Origin of the sequence: Akkermansia sp. JRP_AM1, assembly GCF_049262625.1 — a bacterium.
GTDB classification, from domain to species: Bacteria; Verrucomicrobiota; Verrucomicrobiia; order Verrucomicrobiales; family Akkermansiaceae; genus Akkermansia; species Akkermansia massiliensis.
The window spans coordinates 3,062,488-3,084,084 of sequence record NZ_CP118234.1 but is presented as its reverse complement, the minus strand read 5'-3'; the positions used below and the strand labels follow the sequence as shown (position 1 = coordinate 3,084,084).

The 21,597-nt window shown below is 53.6% G+C and carries 21 protein-coding genes, 1 tRNA gene and 1 pseudogene; 8 read left to right on the top strand and 15 right to left on the bottom strand.

Going from position 1 to position 21,597, the window contains the following annotated elements:
• Positions 1 to 106: 106 nt before the first annotated feature.
• A complete protein-coding gene (locus PVA48_RS14850; protein WP_423231973.1) occupies positions 107 to 283 on the bottom strand; it encodes a hypothetical protein in 177 nt (58 codons plus the stop codon).
• Positions 273 to 917: a hypothetical protein gene (locus tag PVA48_RS14845; RefSeq protein ID WP_423231972.1), complete on the bottom strand. Its 645-nt coding sequence runs from the start codon at positions 915 to 917 to the stop codon at positions 273 to 275. The genes PVA48_RS14850 and PVA48_RS14845 overlap by 11 nt, the downstream gene beginning before the upstream one ends.
• Before the next feature lie 256 nt (positions 918 to 1,173).
• Here PVA48_RS14845 and PVA48_RS14840 point away from each other — a divergent pair, with 256 nt between their 5' ends.
• Entirely contained in the window at positions 1,174 to 2,028 is an 855-nt protein-coding gene (locus tag PVA48_RS14840) for a tyrosine-type recombinase/integrase (RefSeq protein ID WP_423231971.1), read from the top strand.
• A gap of 278 nt (positions 2,029 to 2,306) precedes the next feature.
• Here the strand turns inward: PVA48_RS14840 and PVA48_RS14835 are convergent, their stop codons facing one another.
• The 3 genes from PVA48_RS14835 to PVA48_RS14825 all read right to left on the bottom strand — a co-directional run bounded on the left by PVA48_RS14835 (position 2,307) and on the right by PVA48_RS14825 (position 5,386).
• Positions 2,307 to 3,827, bottom strand: coding sequence for a pyruvate carboxylase subunit B (locus PVA48_RS14835; protein ID WP_102758450.1), 1,521 nt, complete (start codon positions 3,825 to 3,827; stop codon positions 2,307 to 2,309).
• A gap of 106 nt (positions 3,828 to 3,933) precedes the next feature.
• The gene (locus PVA48_RS14830) at positions 3,934 to 4,848 is read right to left on the bottom strand and encodes a phospholipase D-like domain-containing protein (RefSeq protein WP_423231970.1); all 915 of its coding nucleotides are present in this window, start codon (positions 4,846 to 4,848) and stop codon (positions 3,934 to 3,936) included.
• Positions 4,778 to 5,386: a PLDc N-terminal domain-containing protein gene (locus PVA48_RS14825; protein WP_423231969.1), complete on the bottom strand. Its 609-nt coding sequence runs from the start codon at positions 5,384 to 5,386 to the stop codon at positions 4,778 to 4,780. Before PVA48_RS14825 ends, PVA48_RS14830 begins: the two co-directional genes overlap by 71 nt.
• Positions 5,387 to 5,529: 143 nt before the next feature.
• On the opposite strand from PVA48_RS14825, the gene PVA48_RS14820 reads away from it, so the two are divergent.
• On the top strand, positions 5,530 to 6,345 hold the full coding sequence (locus PVA48_RS14820) for a thymidylate synthase (protein ID WP_102722341.1): 816 nt from the start codon (positions 5,530 to 5,532) through the stop codon (positions 6,343 to 6,345).
• Positions 6,346 to 6,366: 21 nt separating this feature from the next.
• The gene (locus tag PVA48_RS14815) at positions 6,367 to 6,837 is read left to right on the top strand and encodes a dihydrofolate reductase (RefSeq protein ID WP_102722340.1); all 471 of its coding nucleotides are present in this window, start codon (positions 6,367 to 6,369) and stop codon (positions 6,835 to 6,837) included.
• Between the two features lie 107 nt (positions 6,838 to 6,944).
• Here PVA48_RS14815 and PVA48_RS14810 read toward each other — a convergent pair.
• From PVA48_RS14810 to PVA48_RS14800, 3 genes and pseudogenes are all read right to left on the bottom strand, one after another.
• Positions 6,945 to 9,991: pseudogene (locus tag PVA48_RS14810) on the bottom strand (efflux RND transporter permease subunit).
• A 64-nt stretch (positions 9,992 to 10,055) separates the two neighbouring features.
• A complete protein-coding gene (locus PVA48_RS14805; RefSeq protein ID WP_022397971.1) occupies positions 10,056 to 11,189 on the bottom strand; it encodes an efflux RND transporter periplasmic adaptor subunit in 1,134 nt (377 codons plus the stop codon).
• Between the two features lie 6 nt (positions 11,190 to 11,195).
• Positions 11,196 to 11,666 carry a MarR family winged helix-turn-helix transcriptional regulator gene (locus tag PVA48_RS14800; protein WP_022397970.1) on the bottom strand — a complete coding sequence of 157 codons (471 nt, stop codon included), beginning with the start codon at positions 11,664 to 11,666 and terminating at the stop codon, positions 11,196 to 11,198.
• A gap of 234 nt (positions 11,667 to 11,900) precedes the next feature.
• On the opposite strand from PVA48_RS14800, the gene PVA48_RS14795 reads away from it, so the two are divergent.
• The 5 genes from PVA48_RS14795 to ruvC all read left to right on the top strand — a co-directional run bounded on the left by PVA48_RS14795 (position 11,901) and on the right by ruvC (position 15,789).
• A tRNA-Asp gene (locus PVA48_RS14795) sits at positions 11,901 to 11,978 on the top strand.
• A gap of 276 nt (positions 11,979 to 12,254) precedes the next feature.
• Positions 12,255 to 13,256, top strand: a complete 1,002-nt coding sequence (gene pyrC, locus PVA48_RS14790) for a dihydroorotase (RefSeq protein WP_102728843.1) — start codon at positions 12,255 to 12,257, stop codon at positions 13,254 to 13,256.
• Between the two features lie 91 nt (positions 13,257 to 13,347).
• Positions 13,348 to 13,977 carry an MBL fold metallo-hydrolase gene (locus PVA48_RS14785; protein ID WP_022397968.1) on the top strand — a complete coding sequence of 210 codons (630 nt, stop codon included), beginning with the start codon at positions 13,348 to 13,350 and terminating at the stop codon, positions 13,975 to 13,977.
• 61 nt (positions 13,978 to 14,038) lie between these two features.
• Complete coding sequence (locus PVA48_RS14780; RefSeq protein WP_102728773.1) at positions 14,039 to 15,241, top strand: DEAD/DEAH box helicase; 1,203 nt, start codon at positions 14,039 to 14,041, stop codon at positions 15,239 to 15,241.
• Between the two features lie 44 nt (positions 15,242 to 15,285).
• Positions 15,286 to 15,789, top strand: a complete 504-nt coding sequence (gene ruvC, locus PVA48_RS14775) for a crossover junction endodeoxyribonuclease RuvC (RefSeq protein ID WP_102722337.1) — start codon at positions 15,286 to 15,288, stop codon at positions 15,787 to 15,789.
• Positions 15,790 to 15,892: 103 nt separating this feature from the next.
• On the opposite strand, the gene PVA48_RS14770 is transcribed toward ruvC, so the two are convergent.
• The 7 genes from PVA48_RS14770 to PVA48_RS14740 form a co-directional block, all read right to left on the bottom strand.
• Complete coding sequence (locus tag PVA48_RS14770) at positions 15,893 to 16,414, bottom strand: hypothetical protein (protein WP_102728774.1); 522 nt, start codon at positions 16,412 to 16,414, stop codon at positions 15,893 to 15,895.
• 93 nt (positions 16,415 to 16,507) lie between these two features.
• Positions 16,508 to 16,762 carry a hypothetical protein gene (locus tag PVA48_RS14765; RefSeq protein ID WP_102722335.1) on the bottom strand — a complete coding sequence of 85 codons (255 nt, stop codon included), beginning with the start codon at positions 16,760 to 16,762 and terminating at the stop codon, positions 16,508 to 16,510.
• 19 nt (positions 16,763 to 16,781) lie between these two features.
• The gene (locus tag PVA48_RS14760; RefSeq protein WP_423231968.1) at positions 16,782 to 17,762 is read right to left on the bottom strand and encodes a DUF6997 domain-containing protein; all 981 of its coding nucleotides are present in this window, start codon (positions 17,760 to 17,762) and stop codon (positions 16,782 to 16,784) included.
• A gap of 37 nt (positions 17,763 to 17,799) precedes the next feature.
• On the bottom strand, positions 17,800 to 18,066 hold the full coding sequence (locus PVA48_RS14755; RefSeq protein ID WP_423231967.1) for a type II restriction enzyme: 267 nt from the start codon (positions 18,064 to 18,066) through the stop codon (positions 17,800 to 17,802).
• The gene (locus PVA48_RS14750) at positions 18,059 to 18,898 is read right to left on the bottom strand and encodes a DNA adenine methylase (protein ID WP_102722333.1); all 840 of its coding nucleotides are present in this window, start codon (positions 18,896 to 18,898) and stop codon (positions 18,059 to 18,061) included. The genes PVA48_RS14755 and PVA48_RS14750 overlap by 8 nt, the downstream gene beginning before the upstream one ends.
• 788 nt (positions 18,899 to 19,686) lie before the next feature.
• Positions 19,687 to 20,019 carry an alkyl sulfatase C-terminal domain-containing protein gene (locus PVA48_RS14745; protein WP_423231966.1) on the bottom strand — a complete coding sequence of 111 codons (333 nt, stop codon included), beginning with the start codon at positions 20,017 to 20,019 and terminating at the stop codon, positions 19,687 to 19,689.
• A complete protein-coding gene (locus PVA48_RS14740) occupies positions 20,009 to 21,484 on the bottom strand; it encodes an alkyl/aryl-sulfatase (protein ID WP_423231965.1) in 1,476 nt (491 codons plus the stop codon). Before PVA48_RS14740 ends, PVA48_RS14745 begins: the two co-directional genes overlap by 11 nt.
• Positions 21,485 to 21,597 lie beyond the last annotated feature (113 nt).

Sequence of the window (21,597 nt, the reverse complement as noted above, 5' to 3'; positions counted from 1 at the left end):
GTAATGGCGATGCCGAAGAGCTGATTTCTGAAAATGTGTTCCAGGCGCTCCTCCCGGTTTGGGAGGTGAGCTTCCAGCCCCTTGTTGAGCCTTTTGGCAATCTCCCTCAGAAAGACGCCGCTCTTGCAGCAGGGGTCCAGAAAGGTAACGGAAGGGTCGGAAAAAGCTCCTGCGGGAGCAAATCCAGCATGGCGTTGGCAATCTCCGGCGGCGTGAACACCTCGTCACTGGAAAGATTGGCCAGGCAGCTCAATACGTCAGGGTTATGGATGTTATTGTTCATGATTCCGCTTCCGGCAGTTTGCGGTAATCCATGGGGGGAACTCACGTACCGGGTATTTGGGTACGTATTCCAGAGGAAGTTCCCCTTCCGCCTGTTCCAGGGAAGTCCGGGCGTTTTGATCACGCAGGAGTTCATCTTGCCGGAAGTCCCGGCGTTTGATGAGGGCGCCGCCCACGGCGGACCATTCGGAAAAGAGGATAGGCTCCTGAGTATCCTGGGCGGAAGCATCTACTTTTTTCATGCTCAGGGCGTTGCCGTTAAGAATGTTGCGTTCCAGGACAAAGTGGACGGTTTTCTGGCATTCCGCGGAGGGCGGACGTTTTAAACGCCGTTCATATTCCGCCAGCCACAGGGTCTGCAGACGTTCCCGGCAGGCGCGGACGTTATCCGCCAGCAGTTCCACCCCATAGATAGACATGAGAGCCAGCACGGCGCGGAACTCATAATCCGCCGGGGAACTGCCGTATTGCCGGCGGACGGTTGCCAGCTTCCTCAACAGGATAGGGGCCAGAAAGGCGCCTTCTCCGCATGCCGGTTCCAGAAAGCGGCTGTCAATGCGTTCCGCTTCATGCGCCACCAGATTGAGCATGTCATTCACCAGCCAGTCAGGGGTGAATACTTCTCCGTGATCCATTACCCGTTTACGGGATTTAATCTGAGAAGGAGTTTGAGGATTGGGCGACATGACGCCTCTCTTTTCGCACGGATAGGCTATCCGCATCAAGTATAAAACGGTCAGAGCAATAAAAAAAGATAAGGAAACAAAAACGTAACGGCAATACTCATTCATTGACTAAGTACACAAATACTTGCGCCTTTGCTCTTTCTCCAAAGAAAATCAATCTATACAAATCTTGCGGATAGCCTATCCGTTTTCCTATCTTTTCTTCATGACTCAACAGGAATTGATGGAAGAAGAAGCCCTGCTCATTTGCTGGATGCGTAAAAAACGCGTGCAGGCTGCGGAAATAATGGTCATGGCGCGGTTGCTCCGGGGTGTTTCAACCGGGATGTCCGGGCGGCTGCAATGCGTGGAGCTGGGGATTAAGGAATGGAAAGCGATGAAAAAGACGGTCAGTTTTTCCGTTTGCGTGGCGGAGTCCCTGAAAGCCCGGGCGCATCGGCGGCGACGCACGCTGGAAGAAATCCGGTACGTTACGGCGCGGATGGTGAAGGCGTGGCCGGACCTGAGACATAAGATGATGCGGAGCCTGAGGCGGGAAGATTGCCAGCGCATCCTGAATATATTCCCGACGGCCAGCGGACGGCGCAAGGCTCGCATCATCCTACACGGAATATGTGCTTTTGCCTGCCGCAGGGGATGGGCGGGGAAGAACCCGGCAGCGGAGACGCCGTGTCCGCATGTGAAGGAAAGAAGAGTGCCTGTGCTGACGCCGGAGGAGTGCCGGAGGCTGATGACGGCAGCACAGGAGGTGTGCGGTGGCGAGTGTCTGCCAGCAGCTGCGCTGATGCTGTATGCCGGAGTGCGTCCGCAGGAGGTCAGAAGGCTCCAATTCCGGCATATCAGGCTGGAAGAAAAAGCGGCGCTCATTCCGGCACGGCATTCCAAGACGGGAGGGGCGCGGCGGGTGACCCTTCGGCCGGTAGCGTTGCAGTATTTGCGGGCTTTCCGGAATCATTCCGGGAAGAACCATTGTGCCCGGCAGGATGGGAACGCAAGTGGCGGCTGGTGCGTGCCCGCGCCGGCTGGAATAACTGCCGGCCATGGGTGCAGGATATATTAAGACACACGTTTGCCAGTTACCACGCGCTGGAATTCCGGGATTATGCCGGATTGCAATGGGAGATGGGGCACCAAAACGCCCATTTATTGAAAACCAGATATCTGAATATGGATGAAATCAGAAGGCAGGATGCCCGTGCCTTCTGGCTGGCGGCGTAAGCCCTTCTTCTCGGGAAAACAGAGAGGTTGAATAAGAAGCAGGGACGTTCATGCAAAGCGGGCGGTCCCCTCCATGAAGGGAACTGCCCGCAAACGGTTTGAGCAGATGCTTCGGAGATTTTAGCCGATGCGTTCCACTTTCACGGAGTGGGACTGGCCGTTGATGATGATGGTCAGGTCACGGGAACCGGAGGGGCCGCTCACCCGGGCGGTGATGCCGTTGTCAATGACGGTCATGGACGGCGCGGCCGCCGGAGCCGCGGCGGGAGCGGTGTTCACCTGCACGGGGGCTTCTTCCTTAGGTTCCGGCTTTTTGTAGAAGTCTTCCACCTGCTGCGGGAACATGGCGTAGATGACGCAGTGTTCGTCGTCCGTGGGGAGCCCCTTTTCCGCAAGCTTCCTGCGCAGGTCTTCCATGCCGGGCTTGATCAGGTCCGCCGGACGGCAGGTGATTGGTTCCTTGCCCATCTTTTCCGCGCAGAGTTTCTGCACTTCCGGGTCCACGGGAGCCGAGGTGCGGCCGTAGTAGCCCAGGGCAATGTCCGCCGCCTGGGGGGTGATGTTCTTCCAACGGCCGAACTTGACGTTCAGCATCGCCTGCACGCCTACGATCTGGGAGGTGGGGGTCACCAGCGGAATCCAGCCCAGGGCCTTGCGGACTACCGGGATTTCCGCGAATACTTCCTCAAATTTGTCTTCCATGCCCTGTTCCTTGAGCTGGGTGCGGAAGTTGGAAAGCATGCCGCCGGGCACCTGGTAGCGGAGCGTGTCAGAGTCCACCACTTCGTTGCGGTGGGAGGCGAATTTGCCCAGACTTTCATAGACGGGTTTGAGCATTTCGGAGATTTCAATGAGCTTGTCCGCGTCGTAATCCGGCTTGCGGGGATTGCCGTTCAGCAGGGCAAGCATGCGCAGGCAGTCCGGCTGGCCCGTGCCGTTGGCGAAGGGGGAGATGGAGACATCGCACGCGTCCACTCCGGCATCAATGGCGCTGAGGTAAGTGGATGCGCCGAGGCCGGCGGTGTCATGCGTGTGGATCCAGACGGGGATGTTCAGGTCCTTTTTCAGAGCGCTGACGAGTTCCTGGGTGACATACGGAGGAATGAGGCCGGCCATATCCTTGATGACGATGGCGTCCGCTCCCATATCCGCGAGTTCCCGCCCCATGTCCACAAAAGTCTGCGTGGTGTGCACGGGAGAAGTCGTGTAGCAGATGGTGCCGTGGGCCTGCGCTCCGGCTTTCTTGGCGGCGCGGATGGAGGTTTCCATGTTGCGCGGGTCGTTCACGCAGTCGAAAATGCGGAAGATGTTCATGCCGTGCTTGGCGCTCATGGCGACAAAGGCTTCCACCACGTCGTCCGCATAGTTGGTGTAGCCCACGATATTCTGGCCGCGCAGCAGCATCATGTGCGGCGTCTTGGGGGCCGCTTTTTTCAGGGCGTCCAGCCGGTCGAAAGGCCATTCTTTCAAGAAGCGCAGCCCGGCGTCGATGGTGGCGCCGCCCCAGGTTTCCAGGGCGCTGAAGCCCATGGAGTCCAGAATGGGGGCGATGGGCAGCATGTCTGCCGTCTTCATGCGGGTTGCCGCCAGGGATTGATGCCCGTCGCGCAGAACGGTGCAGTTGAATGTAACAGGATTCATTATTTAGTTAACTGTTGTTAAAAATTGAAGAGGTGGCTTCTGGAGGGTGATTTTCTCACAGCCTCCCTTGCAGGTCAAGCATACAACAGCGGATTCGCCGGAAGAACTACTGGACGGGGGCTGTCAGTCGCGCCAGGTTGCAGAGCATTTTGAAGCCCAGGGATTTGTTGTTGTAATCCGCCAGGGATTCCCTCTTGGAGGAGGAAAAATCCTGCTCCAGCATGGCTTTTACCTCCGCGCAGGCGGAGGGGGAATGGATAACGGCGGTGATTTCAAAGTTCAGGGCCAGGGAACGGTTGTCCAGATTGGCGGTTCCCACGGTGGCTATGTCGTCGTCCATCAGGATCACCTTCTGGTGCAGGAACCCTTTCTGATAGGCCCAGACCTGGATGCCGTACGTGTCCAGGTCACGGAGGAAGGTGAAGGAGGACAGCTTCACCAGAATGTGGTCCGCCCGTTCCGGACGCAGGATGCGCACATCCACGTTCCGCAGGGCCGCGGCCTGGAGGGCGGCCATTACCCCTTCGTCCGGGACGAAGTAGGGGGTGGCTATCCAGAGCCTTTCCCGGGCTCTGTTCGCCAGGGCAATGATCGCGGTTTTCCAGGCGGGGATGACGTCCGCCGGGCCTGAAGGAAGCATCAGCACGGTTTCATCCTCCCGCTGGGGCGTAATTTCCCAGCACAGGCAGGGCAGGGAGGAGGGACCGGATTTCAGCATGGCCCAGTTCCAGTCTTCCAGGAAGCTGATTTGCGTCTGCTGGACGGAGGGGCCTTCCAGCTGCACAAACGTGTCCCGCCAGTAGCCCAGGGCTCCCTTGCCCAGATACTCCCGTCCGATGTTCATGCCGCCGATGAAGGCAGTGGCCCCGTCCACAACCACCAGTTTCCGGTGGTTGCGGAAGTTCAGCCGCAGGATGTTGCTCAGGAAGTGGCGTTTTCCGTTGAAAGGCTCAATGTTCACGCCCTCCTTCCGCAGGGCGGAGATGTAGCCGGGGAAGCTTGTGGGAGCCGATTTCATCATACAGCATGTAGATGCGGATGCCGGCCCTGGCGCGTTCAATCAGCAGGTCTTTCAGGTTCTGCCCCACGGAATCGTTCTTAATGATGAAGAATTCGATCAGAATATAGTGCTCCGCGTTCTTGATGGCGTCGTAAATGCGCGGGAAGGCGTGGTCCGCGTCAATGAGCAGGCGGCAGGAATTGCCGCGGCAGACGGGCAGGCGCACGATGTTGGAAAGCGTGTGCATGATCTTTCCCACCGTATCGGAGGACTGGACGGCATACGGGGCCATGCAGTTCGTGATTTTATCCGTCAGTTCCCCCCAGGAGGATTCCGGATCCGTCTGGCGGCGGCGCGTTTCCACATATCCGCTGAACCTGCGCCGCCCCAGAATCAGGTAAAAAGGCACCGCAATGTACGGAAAGGCCAGCAGGGAGATGAGCCACGCGATGGTTCCCTGCGGCGTCCGCGTGTGGAGCAGGGCCGGAATGAGGCAGAAGGCGCCTGCTATGTGGCAGAGGGCGGCAAATCCCAAATATGGCTCTTCAGGGATGATCATGGAACGGAAACCGGAAAAGATGCTGAGGGGGAAAACGGCGGGAAGCGGTGAAAAGGCTGGCTTTTGAGGCTGGAGATGGTACTAAAGTGGCGCATGCTCGTATTATCACGGGTCCAGGGATTAGAAAAGCGTAAATTAAGGGAATGAAACAGTATTTGGCACTTTTGGAGGATGTCCTGACCAACGGGGTGGGGAGGGAAGACCGTACCGGAACGGGCACCATCGGCGTGTTCGGGCGGCAGAGCAGGTATGACCTGCGCGACGGTTTTCCGTGCCTGACCACCAAGAAGCTCCATCTGCGCTCCATTATTTACGAACTGCTCTGGTTCCTGAAAGGGGAGACTAATGTCAAGTTCCTGAAAGACAACGGCGTTACCATCTGGGATGAATGGGCTGATGAAAACGGGGAGCTTGGCCCCGTGTACGGCGCGCAGTGGCGCTGCTGGCCGGGGAACGACGGCAAGCCCATTGACCAGATTGCCAGGCTGATTGACGGCCTTAAGAACAATCCGTGGTCCCGCCGGCACATCGTCAGCGCATGGAACGTGGCCCTGGTGGATGACATGGCGCTCCCTCCGTGTCATTCCCTGTTCCAGTTCTGCGTGATTCCCGCCCAGCCGGGGGAAGGGAAGCACGGGCTTTCCCTCCAGCTTTACCAGCGCAGCGCGGACCTGTTCCTGGGAGTTCCCTTCAACATAGCCTCCTACGCTTTGCTTTTGCTCATGGTGGCGCAGGTATGCGGGTATGAGGCGCGGGAATTCATCCATACCTTCGGAGACCTGCACCTGTACCGGAACCATCTGGACCAGGCGAGGGAACAGCTCTCCCGCACGCCGCGCCCTCTGCCGGTCATGAAGCTCAACCCGGAGGTGAAAACCATTGACGGGTTCCGGTATGAAGACTTTGAACTCGTGGGGTACGATCCCCTGCCGCACATCAAGGCGCCCGTTTCCGTTTAGAATTCCACCCCTTGATCCATCATGTCACAGCCCGTTACTTATACAGGAGTAGTCGCCATGGCCTCCGGCCGCGGCATCGGCTACCGGGGAGCCTTGCCCTGGCGCCTGCCGGACGACCTCAAGACTTTCAAGCGCATCACGACGGGACATCCCGTGCTGATGGGCCGCAAGACTTATGAGAGCATCGGGAAGCCGCTCCCCAACAGGCAGAACATTGTGCTCACCCGTGACCCCGCCTGGACGGCGGAAGGGGTGCAGGTGATCCATTCCGTGGAGGAACTGGAACGTCTGGAACTGATGGACCCGGAGGTCATGGTCATCGGCGGGGCGGAAATCTTTTCCCTGATGATGCCGTTCATGTCCCGCATGTGGGTCTCCAAAGTGAAGGGGGAATATCCGGCGGATACGTTCCTCCCTCCGTTTGAGGACAAGCTTGGCCATGCCTCCCTGAAGGAACGGTTTGAAGGCTTTGACCTGTACTTGTACGAGTAGGGGAAGGGACGGCTTCTTTTCCGCATTCTCCCCGGATATGGGATGAAGCGCAAAAAAGACGGAGCGGCAAAGCCGCCCCGTCTTCCAAATAGGGATTTTTTCTCCCGTTATTGCGCCTTTCCGGTGAACAGGGCCTTCACCCATTCACGGTAGCGCTGGAACATGGCGTACAGCGCCGGAATGAACAGGATGCCCACCACGGTGGCAAGAATCATGCCGTAGAAGGTGGAGATGCCGATGGCCTTGCGGCTTGCCGCGCCCGCGCCGGAGGCGATCACCATGGGGAACACCCCGATGATGAAGGAAATGGCCGTCATCATCACGGCGCGGAAACGCTGCCGGGCTCCTTCCAGAGCCGCCTCCTGGATAGGCACGCCGCGTTCCCGCTCCATCTTGGAGAACTCCACCATCAGGATGGCGTTCTTCCCGGCCAGGCCCACCAGCATCACCAGCCCGAGCTGGGCGTAAATGCTCAGGGGAGTGTTGCAGATGATCAGGCCCAGCAGGGCGCCCAGCAGGGCCACGGAGACGGAGACGATGACGGAAATGGGGACCGTCCAGCTCTCATACTGCGCCACCAGGAACAGGTAGCCGAAGAGCAGGGCCATGCCCATCAGCAGCACGATCTTGCCGTCATTCTGCCGTTCCTGGTAGCTCATGTCCGTCCAGGTGATGGAATAATTTTCCGGCAGCGGCAGGGCCTCAATCTGGTTCATCAGCTCTCCGCTACTGACGCCTGGCTTGGCCTGGGCGGTCACTTCCGCGGACATGAGCTGGTTGAAGCGGGATATCTGCCGCGGTCCGACCATGTAGGACAGAGTGGCTACGGAGCTGAGCGGCACCATCTGGCCCTGGTCGTTCTGGATGTAGGTGTTCATGATGTCGTTGATGCTGGTGCGGTCTTCCGCCGCGGACTGCATCTTCACCTTGAACGTGTAGCCGATCAGGTTGAAATCATTGATGTACATGGAGGCCAGCTTGCTCTGGAGCGTCGTGAAAATGCGGTTTACGGGCACGTGCATGCTCTGCGCCTTTTCACGGTCGATGTTCAGGAAAAGCTGGGGCGTGTTCGCCTCATACGCGCTGCGGGCGTACATGGCCCCCGGCAGCTTGTTGATCTTGTCCAGCAGTTCGTTCGTCACGCGTTCCAGGTCCTTGGGAGTTTCCTCGCCACTGGCCTGGAGCATGAAGGAGACGCCGCCCGTCAGGCCCAGGCCCATGATGGCGGGTGGGCTGAACACGGTGGCCTTGGCCGCCGGAATCTCGTCGCACAGGATGGAAGCCTTCTGCATGATGGAATCCAGGGAAAGCTCCGGAGTCTTGCGCTTGTCCCAGGAGTCAAGCTGGGCGATGCACATGCCCAGGTTTTCCCCGTTGCCGCCCATGAAGCTGAACCCGGAGGTGGAGGAAACCTGGCGCACGCCGGGAATGCTCATGAGCTTCTGCTCCGCGCTGCGCATGGCCTGTTCCGTACGGCCCAGCGTAGCGCCCGGAGCCAGCTGGATGTCGCAGAAGACGGTGCCCTTGTCTTCCGGGGGAAGGAAGGACTTGGGAACGGTTTCAAACAGCTTCCAGTTGCCGAGCAGCACGGCGGCCAGCAGAATCAGCGTGAGCCAGGCGCGGCGCACCATGATGCCGGCGCACTTGATATAGCTCTTGCGCGCCCATTCCAGCGTGGCGTTGAAGGGGCGGAAGGGGCTGAACCTGCTCTGCTTCCTTTTCTTCTTCAGCAGCAGCACGCACAGGGCGGGGCTGAGCGTCAAGGAATTGATGGCGGAAAGGCAGAGGGCCACGCACATGGTCACGGAGAACTGCATGTAAATGTTCCCCACCATGCCGCCGAAAAAGGCGATGGGCACGTAAATGGCCACCGTCACCAGCGTGGTGGCGATGATGGCCCCCGTAATCTGGTGCATGCTCTTCTTGGTGGCTTCTTCCGGGGTCAGGTCTTCCGTTTCCAGAATGCGCATGGTATTCTCCACCACGATGATGCCGTCGTCCACCAGGGAGCCGATCACCAGAATCAGGCCGAACATGGTCAGCACGTTGATGGAAAAGCCCAGCGGCAGCAGGATGGCGAAGGTGCCAATCAGGGAAACGGGAATGGCGAGCGCCGGAATGAGGGTGGCGCGCCAGTCCTGAAGGAACACGTACGTGATGCCCACCACCAGAATCAGGGCGATAATCAGCGTTTCCACGATTTCCGCCATGGTGGCGGAAATATATTGCGTGGGGTCGTAACTGACGACATAGCTTACGCCGTCCGGAAAGCGTTCCTGCAATTTGACCAACGTATCCTTCACGCCGTTCATGGCTTCCAGGGCATTGGCGTCATCCAGGCGGTACACGGCCATGTTCACGGAATCCTCCCCGTTGTTGCGGCTGCTGCCCGTGTAGGTCTCCGCGCCCAGCTCAATGCGGGCGATGTCGTCCAGCCGGGTGACGTGGCCGTCCTGTCCGGTGCGGACGATAATCTTGCTGAACTCCTCCACCGTTTGAAGCCGCCCGGTGACGTTCACCTTGTACTGGATGAAATTGTTTTCCCCTTCCGAGCCGATGGAACCGGCGGCGGCCTGCACGTTCTGCGCCTTGATGGCGTTGGAAACGTCATCCGGCGTGATGTTCAGGGCGGACATGCGCAGGGCGTCCAGCCAGATGCGCATGCTGTAATTCTTTTCCGGCATCAGGTTGACGGCGGAGATGCCCGGCACGCGGGCGATCTCATCCTTCACCCTGGACTTGACGAAGTTGTTCAGCTCCAGGGAACTCATGCTGGTGGACCGGAAGGCGAAGAACCCCAGGATGTCCGAGGAGCGCTTCCGTATCTTGATGCCCTGGTCCGTCACTTCCTTGGGCAGCTTGTACTCCACGCGCTTCAAGGCGTTCTGGACGTTCACCATGTTGATGTCCGAGTCCGTGCCGCTCTTGAACGTCAGGGAAAGAGAATAACCGCCGGTGTTGTCCGACTTGGAGGAGAAATAAAGCAGGTTTTCCAGCCCGTTGAGTTCCTCCTCAATGGGGAGGCCAGCGTCTCCATCACCACCTGGGCGCTCGCGCCCGTGTAAGTGGCCTGCACGTTGATGCTGGTGGGCGCGATTTCCGGATACTCCGCAATGGGCAGCTGCTTCAGGCAGATGCCGCCCGCCAGAATCATCAGGATGGCGATGACGATGGCGAATTTGGGGCGTTTGATAAACAGGTCCGCAATCATGGGAGGATCAGTTTTGAGCGGAATACACGGGATTCACCTTGGCGCCGGGGCGCACTTTGTGCATGCCGTCGATGATGATGACTTCCCCTTCCTTCACGCCGGAGCTGAAGCACTGTTCATTATTGACCGTGTTGCCCAGCGTGACGTCGCGGCGCTCCACCACGCCCTGGTCGTTCACCACGTAAACGTAGCTCTTGTAGGCGTCGTGCATCACGGAGGAAATATTGGCCGCCGGGAAGCGGTCCACGTTCTTCTTGGAAAGATTCACCGTGACCACGCCGCCGGGCGTCAGTACGTCTTCCGGATTGGGGAACCTGGCCCAGACGTTCAGGGTGTCCGTAGTCGGCTGGACGGTATTGTCCGTCATGAAAATCTTGCCCGGCTGGTCATACGCCTTGCCGTTGGCGAGGTTGACGGACACGAGGGCGTCCTTCTTCATCTTCTCCTGGGTGCCGAACAGGGAAAGAAAATCGCGTTCGCTGATGGGGAACTTCACGTACACCTCGTCAATGCCCGTGATGGTCACCAGGGAACCGGAGGTGGGCGTGATGTAATTGCCCGTGGAAAAAGTGACGCGTCCCGTGCGTCCCGTGATGGGGGCCGTCAGTTTGGTGTAATTGAGGTCATCCTTCGCTACCGTGATGGCGGCGTCTGCGGACTGGATCTCCGCTTCCAGGGCGTGCATGGTGCTCTTGGCGTTTTCCACCGTATCCATGGAGACGGACTTGGAGGCCAGCAGCCTGTTATAGCGTTCAAAGCTGTTCTTGGCGTAAAGCAGCTTGGCTTCAAGCTGGGCCTTCTTGGCCACCGCTTCCTCCACGGCCGCCTTGTAGCGCGTGTCTTCTATCTCGAAAAGGAGGTCTCCCTTCTTCACCACCTTGCCTTCCCGGAAGCGGGTGGCCACGATGTTGCCGGAAACGCGGGGCTGTACGGTTACCCGGTCAATGGCTTCCACCTGGCCGATGTATTTCTTGTTCACCGCGCTGTCGATGGCGGTCGCTTTCTCGACGAGTACGGTACTGGGCTTGGCGGCCCCTCCCGGCGCTCCCTGGGAATAACCCGGAACAAGCAGAGAGAAAAGCAGGCCGGATCCGGCCAGCAGGCGGAGGGGAACCTTCCGTTGGTGCGTATGTTTTTTCATATGGTATTATTTACTGTAAACGTGGTTGTAAAGGGTATCCACAATGCGGCAGAAATTCTCCTTGTCCTCCTCCGCCAGGGTGCTGAACAGGGTGTCCAGCCGTTGCTTCATGCCGTTGTAAAGCAGCTGGAACCTGGACTCCCCTTCCTCGGAAAGGCGGATGCACAGGGAACGCCTGTCGCGCGGGTTCTCCTTGCGGTCAAACAGGCCCTTCTTCACCATGCTGTCCACCAGCAGGGACGTGGAGGGAATGCTCATGCGGAGATGGTGGGCGAGCGTCTTCAGGGGAATGCCTTCATGGCGGTTGGTCATCAACCGGTTCAGGGCGCCCAGGGCATTCATCTGCCGGACGGAGAGCCCCATGATCTTCTGATAGTGGCTCTGGTCCACTTCATTCAAGTTATCTCTTTTAAACTGGTAAAGAATGGTCTCGAACTTGTGAACGGAGGTAGTGATATCCACGGCAGGTTGAAGCATGGGGCTGTTATGTCAAAACCGGTTAATTGTTGTCAAACTAAAACAAATAAAGTTGAGAATTTGTTGCCGTGTCGAAATAAATCGGAAAAATGAAAAATCACGGCTCCTTCACCATACAAACCGCCGGAGGTTGCGGAAGTTTCAAAAAAGTCTTTTTTTCTTGTCACTGGGGTATAAAGGCGTGTATAAGCCTCCACGTCCTCGCCGCAAGGCAGGAACAACATTCAAGGTCATGGAGCGGTAGCTCAGTTCGGTTAGAGCGCCAGCCTGTCACGCTGGAGGTCGCGGGTTCGAGCCCCGTCCGCTTCGCCACCTTGTTTCAAAGAAGAAACGGCCGCCTCCGGGCGGCTTTTTTGTGCCCTGGGATTGTCCGGTTCTCCGGCACCTGTTCGTTTGCCTGTTTTTTCCCAAGACGCATCCCGGCAGGGAGTGGAGCCTTTGCATAAATCCCCACGGTTTGAATGAAAGGCATCCAACCGGGAGCGGAGGCTCTTATTCCCCCTTCTCCTTCTCTCCGCCAAACCCCTCCTTTCCGCGGAGCAGGGGACCATGCTTGATTTCGCCACAATCTTCCCCCATGATACCCGCATGATTCTGGAACTGCACTCCCCGCTGGACATGCATCTTCACCTGAGGGACGGCGACATGCTGAAACTGGTCGCACCCCTGAGCTCCGCCTCCTTTGCCGGGGCGGTCATCATGCCCAACCTGGTGCCCCCTGTGGCGGATGCGGATGCGGTGCAGGCCTACCGGCAGCGGGTGCTGGACGCTTGCGGGGGAGACGTCTTCCAGCCGTACATGACGGCGTTCTTCCGCTCCTATTCCGAAAAGGAACTGGCTACGCTCAAGGAACTGGTATTCGGCATCAAGCTGTACCCGGCGGGAGCAACCACGAACAGCGAAGGAGGCGTAAGGGCCATGAAGGATGCGGAGGGCACCATGTCCCTCATGCAGGAAATGGGCATTCCGCTGCTGGTTCACGGTGAAAGCCACGGATTCGTGATGGACCGGGAAGCCGAATTCCTGGACGTTTACCGTGATCTGGCCACCCGCTTCCCCCGGCTGACCATCTGCATGGAACACATCACCACGGCCTCCGCCGTGCGGCTGCTGGATGAATTTGAAAACCTCGCGGCTACCGTAACCCTCCAGCACCTTCTTATCACGCTGGACGACGTGGCCGGGGGCATGCTGCGCCCCCACCTCTTCTGCAAGCCGATCGCCAAAAGGCCGGAAGACCGGGAAGCGCTGTTGAAAGCTGCCTTATCCGGACATCCGCGCCTCATGTTCGGCAGTGACTCCGCCCCCCATCCCGTCCACGCCAAGGAAGCGTGCGGCTGCGCCGCCGGCGTGTTCACCGCTCCCATCGCCCTGCCGCGCCTGGCGGCCCTGTTTGACGGACACGGCGCCCTGGACCGGTTGCAGGGCTTCGTTTCCGGCCATGCCTGTTCCCTGTACGGACTGAAGCCTCCTGCCAGGACGGTGCGCCTGCAGCGGCGGAAAATGCTGGTGCCGGACGCCTACGAGGGGCATGGACAGAAAGTGGTGCCGATGGAGGCCGGAAGCGTCATTCCCTGGAGCTTGGTGTGACGGCCACCCCCGCGGGAAGATGACAGAAAGCAATTGAAGGAAACCGTCTTTATACTGGATATTCCGGACGATCTCACTACAATCCCTGCTCATGGATCGGATTCGCGTTTATACGGGTGGAGTAGCTTCCTGTAATGGTTATCTCTTCAAGACGAAGGATAACTCTTACGTGGCGGTGGACGCTCCGTCCGGCTTCGCGGACTGGATATACTCCAAAAAGCCCGATATCATCATCACGGACCTTCTCATCACGCACCAGCACTTTGACCACGTGGAGGACGCCTGCCGCATGCGCCAGATCTTCGGCTGCCGCATTCACGCCGGACAGCCTTACACTGAAGACTTGACGCTGGAAAAAATGGCGCGCGACGCCTGGGGGCTTCCCCTCAACGTACAGCCGTTTGTGGTGGATGAAATACTCACGCCGGACATCCACACGGCAAACTGGGGCGGCCTGCTGTGGCATCTGCACCAGGTGCCGGGACACTCTCCGGACAGCATCGTTTACGACCTGCCGGACGAGGGAATCATGTTCACGGGAGACGTTATCTTTGCCGGTTCCATCGGACGGACGGACCTTCCGGGAGGGAACCTGCGCCTGCTGAAACAGGGCATAGAAAAGAAAGTGCTCAACCAGCCCGCCACGACCATGATTTTCCCGGGACACGGACCGTACACCACCGTGAAGAATGAACTGCTGACCAATCCGTTCATCTCCTGACCACGCTTCCCGCGCCGCTGCGCGGGGACGTGCTCCACTCTTTAGCAAGCATACAAGATCAATGTTATTTTCAGAATTAGGTTTATCGGAACCCGTCTTGAAGGCGGTGGAAAAATGCGGTTATGAACATCCCACCCCCATTCAGGAGCAGGCCATTCCCATCATTCTGGAGGGCCGGGACCTCATTGGGGCCTCCCAGACGGGAACGGGAAAAACCGCCGCTTTTGCCCTCCCCCTGCTGACAAAGCTTCAGCCCATCGGCAAGCCCCAGATACTGGTGCTGGAACCCACCCGCGAACTGGCGGACCAGGTGGCGGAAGCCTTTGCCGAATACGGCGAATTCACCGGGCTGAAAGTGGCCCTGCTGTACGGCGGCGTGGGCTACGGGAAGCAGACGGAAGACCTGAAAAACGGAGCGGACATCGTGGTGGCAACGCCCGGCCGCCTGGTGGACCACTTCTACCGCGGCACCATGCGCTTCGGAGAAGTCAAGGCCCTGGTGCTGGATGAGGTGGACCGCATGCTGGACATGGGCTTTCTCCCCATCGTCCGTAAAATCGTCAACCTCTGCCCGTGGGAAGGCAGGCAGACCCTCTTCTTCTCCGCCACCATGCCCCCGGTCATCGCCGGATTTGCCAAATGGTGCCTGACGGACCCGGCGGAAGTCACCATCGCCCGGCGCGAAGTGGCCGCCACCATCAGCCATGCCTTTTACCCGGTGGCGCTGGACCAGCGGGACGAACTGCTGCTGGCCTTGCTCAAGGGGACGGACTTCCATTCCGTCATGATCTTCACCCGTACCCGCAAGGAGGCGGACGCCGTGTGCGGCATGCTCAAGCAGCATGGCTACCGCGGGGAAGTGGCCGTCATGCACTCCGACATTCCCCAGAAGGAACGCATGGAAGCGCTCAAGGGCTTCAAAAGCGGCAAATATGATATTCTGGTGGCTACGGACGTGGCGGCGCGCGGCATTGACATCAGCGGCGTGACCCACGTCATCAACTACCGGGTGCCGGAAAATGCGGAAGACTACGTGCACCGCATCGGCCGTACCGGCCGTGCCGAAGCCTCCGGAGACGCCTTCACGATCATGACGGCGGATGAAGTGGACTTTGCCACGGCTGTGGAAAACTTCATCGGAAAGCCCATTGAACGCAAAAAGCTGGACGGCTTTGACTACACGTACACCGCCCTGCTGGAAGACAAGCCCGTTAAATCCGTCCGCAAGTCCAAACCCGCCGGACCCAAGCGCCGCAGACGCTAAGGGGGAGCTGACAAGGTTCTCTCTGCGGGAATGAATATCATCCCATGCGCATCCTTGCCATAGACCCGGCCATCCGCAACACGGGCTATGCCGTGGTGGAGGGCGACCATCGCCGGGCGTGCGCGCTGGACTACGGAACGCTCTCCATTCCCCGGAGTGTGTCCCAGTCCGGCTGCCTGCTTGCCATCAAGCAGCACCTGGGCAACCTCATTGACAAATGGGAACCGGATGAAATGGCGGTGGAACGCATCATCTACGTCCAGTCCCATCAGACGGCCATCACGATGGGCGCGGCCAAGGCGGCCGTGGTCATTGCCGCGGCGGAAGCCGGACTGCGGATCATGGAATACTCTCCCAAAAGCGTGAAACTCTCCGTTGTAGGGCGGGGGGCCGCTCAAAAAGCGCAGGTCGCCTTCATGGTGCGCGCCCTGCTGGAACTCCGGGAAACGCCGGAATCCGATGCCGCGGACGCCCTGGCGATCGGCCTCACGCACCTCTTCTCCGCGGACCCCTTGAAGGCCCACATGATGGAGAGGAAATACATTTAACAGTGATGAGAGTTTAGAGATGAGAGTTTAGTGTAAAAAATCCGGACTTGCAGTCCGCGAATTTAAAATCTAATCACTACTCTCTAAACTCTCATCACTACCTTCAAGGCTTGAAGGTCCTTCCTTTCCCGTCCTGCCACGCCTTGAGCAGGGAGGCGTACATCTTGTTGAGCTGTTCCAGAGTGGCTACGCGGAACTCGACGGTATTTGTATTCGGGTAAGCCTTGGCGACGGTGGTATCCGGATCAATGCTTCCTCCCGTCGCCCGGTTGACGGCGCCGGAACCGAGTTCCTTCGCCCGGTCGGTCACATTCTTGATGGCATTGATGCCGGAATTCTGCCCCAGCGTCTCCAGATAATAAAACTTGGTGGGCGTATTCCCCATGGTGACCAACGTCACTTCATACACCATGCACGCGTTGTCCAGAATATACTTGTGCTGCGCCACAGCTACAATCCGGCTGAGATGCACCACATACTGCCCCTCCGGAAAATTGCCGATCCAGAACTGGCTCTGGTTGTAATCATCCGTAGACTGGGTAGGAGCCCCCGTTTTGGACTGGGCGGAAAGGGGTACAGCTGTGAAAATACAAACCGCTAAAGTAAAAAAGAAGAGATTTTTCATATTCTTATACAAACATTCGCATTTAGGTGAGATGAAGAGAAATTATTAAAAACACTTATTATTAAGTACTGCAATCAAACAGGAGAAATAAAATTAATGGTAAGAATCCTCCACTCCTTTTTGATAACCAAGTGCATAGGCAGCATGAGGACTTTTATGCCTTACTGCACCTGCTTGGCTTTCAGGTAACGAATTCAAATCTATATTTAATTTTTCTTTACGGCGTAATCCATCTTTGTAGCCTCTGTCATAAGCACATCCAGCGCAACGGTGCCTCCCAGCTCCTCCTTGATCGTCTGGTAAATTGTTAAATTGAAGATCGTAACGATGTTCTTTTTTACAAGTCATAAAATTAATAGTATCTAAATTATTCTTCAATTAAACCAAGTATCCAATTTGACCATGAAATAATAGTGGATGCTCTGCGTTTGTAAGTTTCATTTGAACTAATATTATATAAATTAGATTTTTTCATGATTTCGACAATTTCGTTTTTTGATGGAGTATTCCCTTTTTTTAAATATAATTTTAATGATTCTTTAAAAATTTTATGCGATAATATGAGCTTTACAAATTCAAGTTGTCTGTCTGTAATAGATTTATTAAACATGCCCAAGCCTGTTTCAGTGAGAACATATTTTATATTATTATTATCATATTTTTTATCGACCAAACCTAAATATTTTGCAGCATTAAAATAATATTCTGTTTGTCGGGCATCAAAATCATAATTCTGCGTAATTTCTTCCTTGCTAAGGAATAATTTTTGTTTTAATAATTCACACAGATTGATTATGCGTTCAAAGCTGTCAGCTTGAGGAAAGGGAATCGATGGTTCTGATACAGTTTTTGTGTTTTCTAAAATATTTTGTATAGCTTCAATATTAATAAATCCTTCTTGAATTGCATATTTTTTATGCTTAATCAAACGAATAGAGTTATAAAATTTAGCATCTGTAAATTCATATTCACGAATATGAAAAATACCATTTGAATATGTTAAAAATATCGGACGTATTTGTTTATTCACCTTCTCTTTCCATAAACGGTAAGGATAATATAGCTGACGGATTAAAAAGTCATCAGAAATATAATTTTTGGCTTCTATCAATATTAATGAATCATTTCCTTCATAACCTCCATCTATTTCTATTTGAGAATTATTTACTTTTACTTCAAATTGTTTTTGGTCTTCGGAAGAATTAATTTTGAAATCAAATAAAGAGGAACTCATTCGTCCGCTTATTGTCGGAAACAAATTGTCTTCACCTGTAAAGTCATGCAATATTTTTGAAACAAAAATACAATTAATTGAAGTTGCTTCGCTTGTTATATCTTTATAATCCATACTTCTAGAAAAGTAGGAAAATCAATGAATGTTATATCTATTTCTTCTTTTTTAAAAGTACAAAAAGTTTCAAAAGTACTGATTTCATAAGTGCCTCTGGATGTAGGTAGAATTGATAAGTTATTTTCAGAGAATAAATGGGGAGCTGGGAACGATGATCAAATTTTGTCATCAAGCGTGCTTCTCTGAACTCATTAATATCTGTGGAGGATATTGTTACCCGTCCTTTCGATTTTATTGCATCTAAGATACGGTGTTTTTCAAAAATTTGTTCCCACGCTATATCGTTTTTATATCTATTCATAATTGCGTATTAAAACTTCATCTACTTCTCCCCGTTTTTCCGCATTCGCGTTAATTGAACGGATCGCCCTGACAGTGCTAATGTGATATTCCTTATACTGTTCTTTAATGAAATTAGACGAGGAATTAGATAATAAAAATTTTATGCCTCTTTTTGTCAAGTCGTCACAAGCCTCACGCAATTTTATTTGATCAAGAATATTCCATCCACCCTGAACGTAACCAGTGAAATTAGAACTATCTGAAATAGGATGATAGGGAGGATCCAGATATACAAATGAGTTCTTTTCCAAATTTTTCAAAATATCATTATAATCTCTATTATAAATTTTTATATTGTTGGAATTTAGATATAGAGAAACTGCTCTTAAAACTGGTTCGTTGACGATATTTGGATTTTTATATTTGCCAAATGGAGAATTAAATTCTCCAGAATTGTTTACACGATATAATCCATTATAACAAGTCTTATTTAAATATATCAGCCTGGAAGCTCGCCGTACCTCTCCTATTTTTTTAAAATCAGATGATCGATCTAGACTTCGTATTTCATAAAAATATTTGGATTCGTTTTTATGAGTTTTTAAATCTATAATAAGTTCATTTAAATTATTTTTAATTACATTATAGACATTTATTAATTCAGAGTTGAAGTCATTAATAATTGCTTTTTTAGGTTGGAGATGAAAAAATACAGCTCCTCCTCCAATAAATGGTTCTACATAAGTATGATTTTTTATATTTTTCGGTATGAATTCTATTATAGAATTTATAAGTTGCCTCTTGCCGCCAACCCACTTTACAAACGGGGTAACTAATTTGTTTTTTATCATTATAAAATCTATTTTTATATTATTTTTATTTTTATAGGAAAAACTATGATCCTATTTTTATTAGTTATTTTTCTGCCCCGACTAGATTTTCCTTACAGTTTTCTTAGTCGATTGTCAATCATAATTTGAATGATTTTTATGGATGTCTTTTGTATAAGGGAAATTTATTATAAATTTATATTTATAATTATATTTTTTATTTTTAATAAATTATTAAGATATTATTATGCCATTTTAAAAATTTGTTAAAAAATAAAATGATTTTTATTATTTAATATGAAACATTGATGGTGATTTCTAGGAAGTTGCTTTATAGAAAAAGATATGTAGAGATGATATCATCTAACAAAAATTGTTGATTTTCAAATTTTTAGAAAGAAATAATATTAGTGTTTTCGTAGAAAGAAATTAATACGAGAGAAATGGCTTGGTGGGCTGGACGACAGGAAGATTTATTATGGAGAACTTTGAACGAGTTCATGCCGAAACCTAGGAAGAAAATGTATACAAAGATATGGTACCGTTTCTTAATGTCGCAGTTGAAAAAAGATAGTAACTCTTGATGAATTATTTGGATAAGGATACGGTAATGGGTCGATTGATATACTAAATTTTAATAATAACGATACAAAGAGATAAGGATTTTGGTATATTCACTAAAATTGCAGGCTATGGCGAAATGATGCTAACATAGAGGGGGAGAGCCTCACTCTGCGTGGGAACATATGAAAAAACCGCTTTCCCCAAGTGCCGGGAAAAGCGGTTTCGTTAAAAATAACAATGAAAGGTCAGGGTTCTATGATGTTGAAGTTTCCATTGAACTTGTCCATGCATCCGATCAGCTCCTGGAACTTGTCTGCATTGCCTTCGATCTTGATCATGCCTTTGTCCAGGGCTTCCTTCAAGGGCATGGCCTGCATGGCAATAAGGGTGAAGTTGAGCTTGTCTCCGGTAATTACTGCATCAGGATGATCGACCGGTTTTCCTTCTCGGTACATCAGTACTTCGTCCTCAACCCAGAAGCCGTATGGTTTTCCGTTTTGGTCTATCCAGTTGAAAGCGAGCTTTTTCCCTTTGGATTTCTCGGCATTGAGACTGATGCCCATGTAGTCAAACAGCATTTCCGGCGTGAGGTTGGACAGAATATCCTTGGATACAAGAATCCAGAGGGTTCTGAAGCAGGCCGTTTCTCAGTTCGTAGGCACCGACGAGAAATTCATTGCGCCAGGGGCCGGATTCCGCCTGGTAGCCGAGCTGTTCAAGCGCGTCCGCCGCCAGATTTCTTGCCTTGCTGTTTTGCGGATCGGCAAAAACCACGTGCTTTAATACTTCGGCGGTCCAGCGGTAGTCTCCTTTGTCAAAGGCTTTTTGGGCGTTGTCTATCATCTTGTCGGCCCCTCCTGCCAGTTCAACATAGCGCTTGGCCGCTTCCACGGGCGGCAGGGCATACAGGTTTGCCGGGTTGCCGTCATACCAGCCCATGTACCGTTGATAAATGGCTTTGGCGTTGTGGTTCAGCGTGCCGTAATAACCCCGGAAGTACCATTCCTTGTCGATTTCCGGCGGCAGCTTGATCATTTCCGCAATTTCTACAGGCGTATATCCCTTGTTAATCAGGTTCAACGTCCGGTCGTGCATGTATTTGTAGCCGTTGCGTTCCTTGGCCAGGAACTGGCTGATGCGTTCTTTCCCCCATCTCGGCCAGTGGTGCTGTGCGAATAAGACTTCCGTTTTGTCTCCATAACGCTGGATGGCTTCATCAAGAGCCTTCCACCAGTTGCTTGCGTCCCGAACCTTGGCTCCTCTCAGGGTATAAAGGTTATGCATGGTGTGGGTCGCGTCCTCCGCACTGCAAAGCGCCTTGAATTGAGGGAGATACATCAGCATTTCAGAAGGGGCTTCTGTTCCAGGGGCCATCATGAATTCCATCTCCACTCCGTCTATCGTTCTTGTTTCACCCGTTTTGGTGATTGTATCGGTAGGCGGAATGACTGTAATGGTTCCGCTGGAGCTGGCGGTGCCCAGGCCGGAGCCTACGGTACCCTCCGGCCCCTTGTTAAAGGGCGCCGCATACATGTACGTGGAGCGCCTCCCCATGGCATTGCCGGCATAGACGTTTTCGGAAACGGCTTCTTTCAGGAATCCCTCCGGCGCCAGTATCTGCGTTTTACCGGATTTGACGTCTTGCTCCGATGTTACTCCCTTGACTCCGCCAAAGTGGTCGACATGGGAGTGCGTGTATACAACTGCCTTGACCGGACGTTTCCCAGTCTCCGGCTGTTCCACTTCCCGATAGTAGAGGTCAAGCCCCGCTTTTGCGGTTTCTTCCGAGATGAGGGGGTCAATGATGATGAGGCCTTCCTTTCCTTCGATGATGGTCATGTTAGAAAGATCAAACCCGCGAATCTGGTAGATGCCGTCCATGACCTTGAACAGCCCGCTTTTGGCATTGAGCTGGGAAACGCGCCATAAACTCGGGTTCACCGTATCAGGGGCCGGTTTGTCCTTGGTAAAGTCAAAGGCAGAGATGTCAAAGACCGTCCTCCCCTCCTTGTTTTTAATGTTCGGGTCCTTGAGGGTTGCCATGAATCCCTTTTCAGCATCCTGAAAGTCTTGCTTGTCGTTCTCGTCCAGGCCATGAGCACCGAGAAATTTTTGGTTGTATTCAATAGTATGGCTTGTCGCCTTTTTAGGCTGCT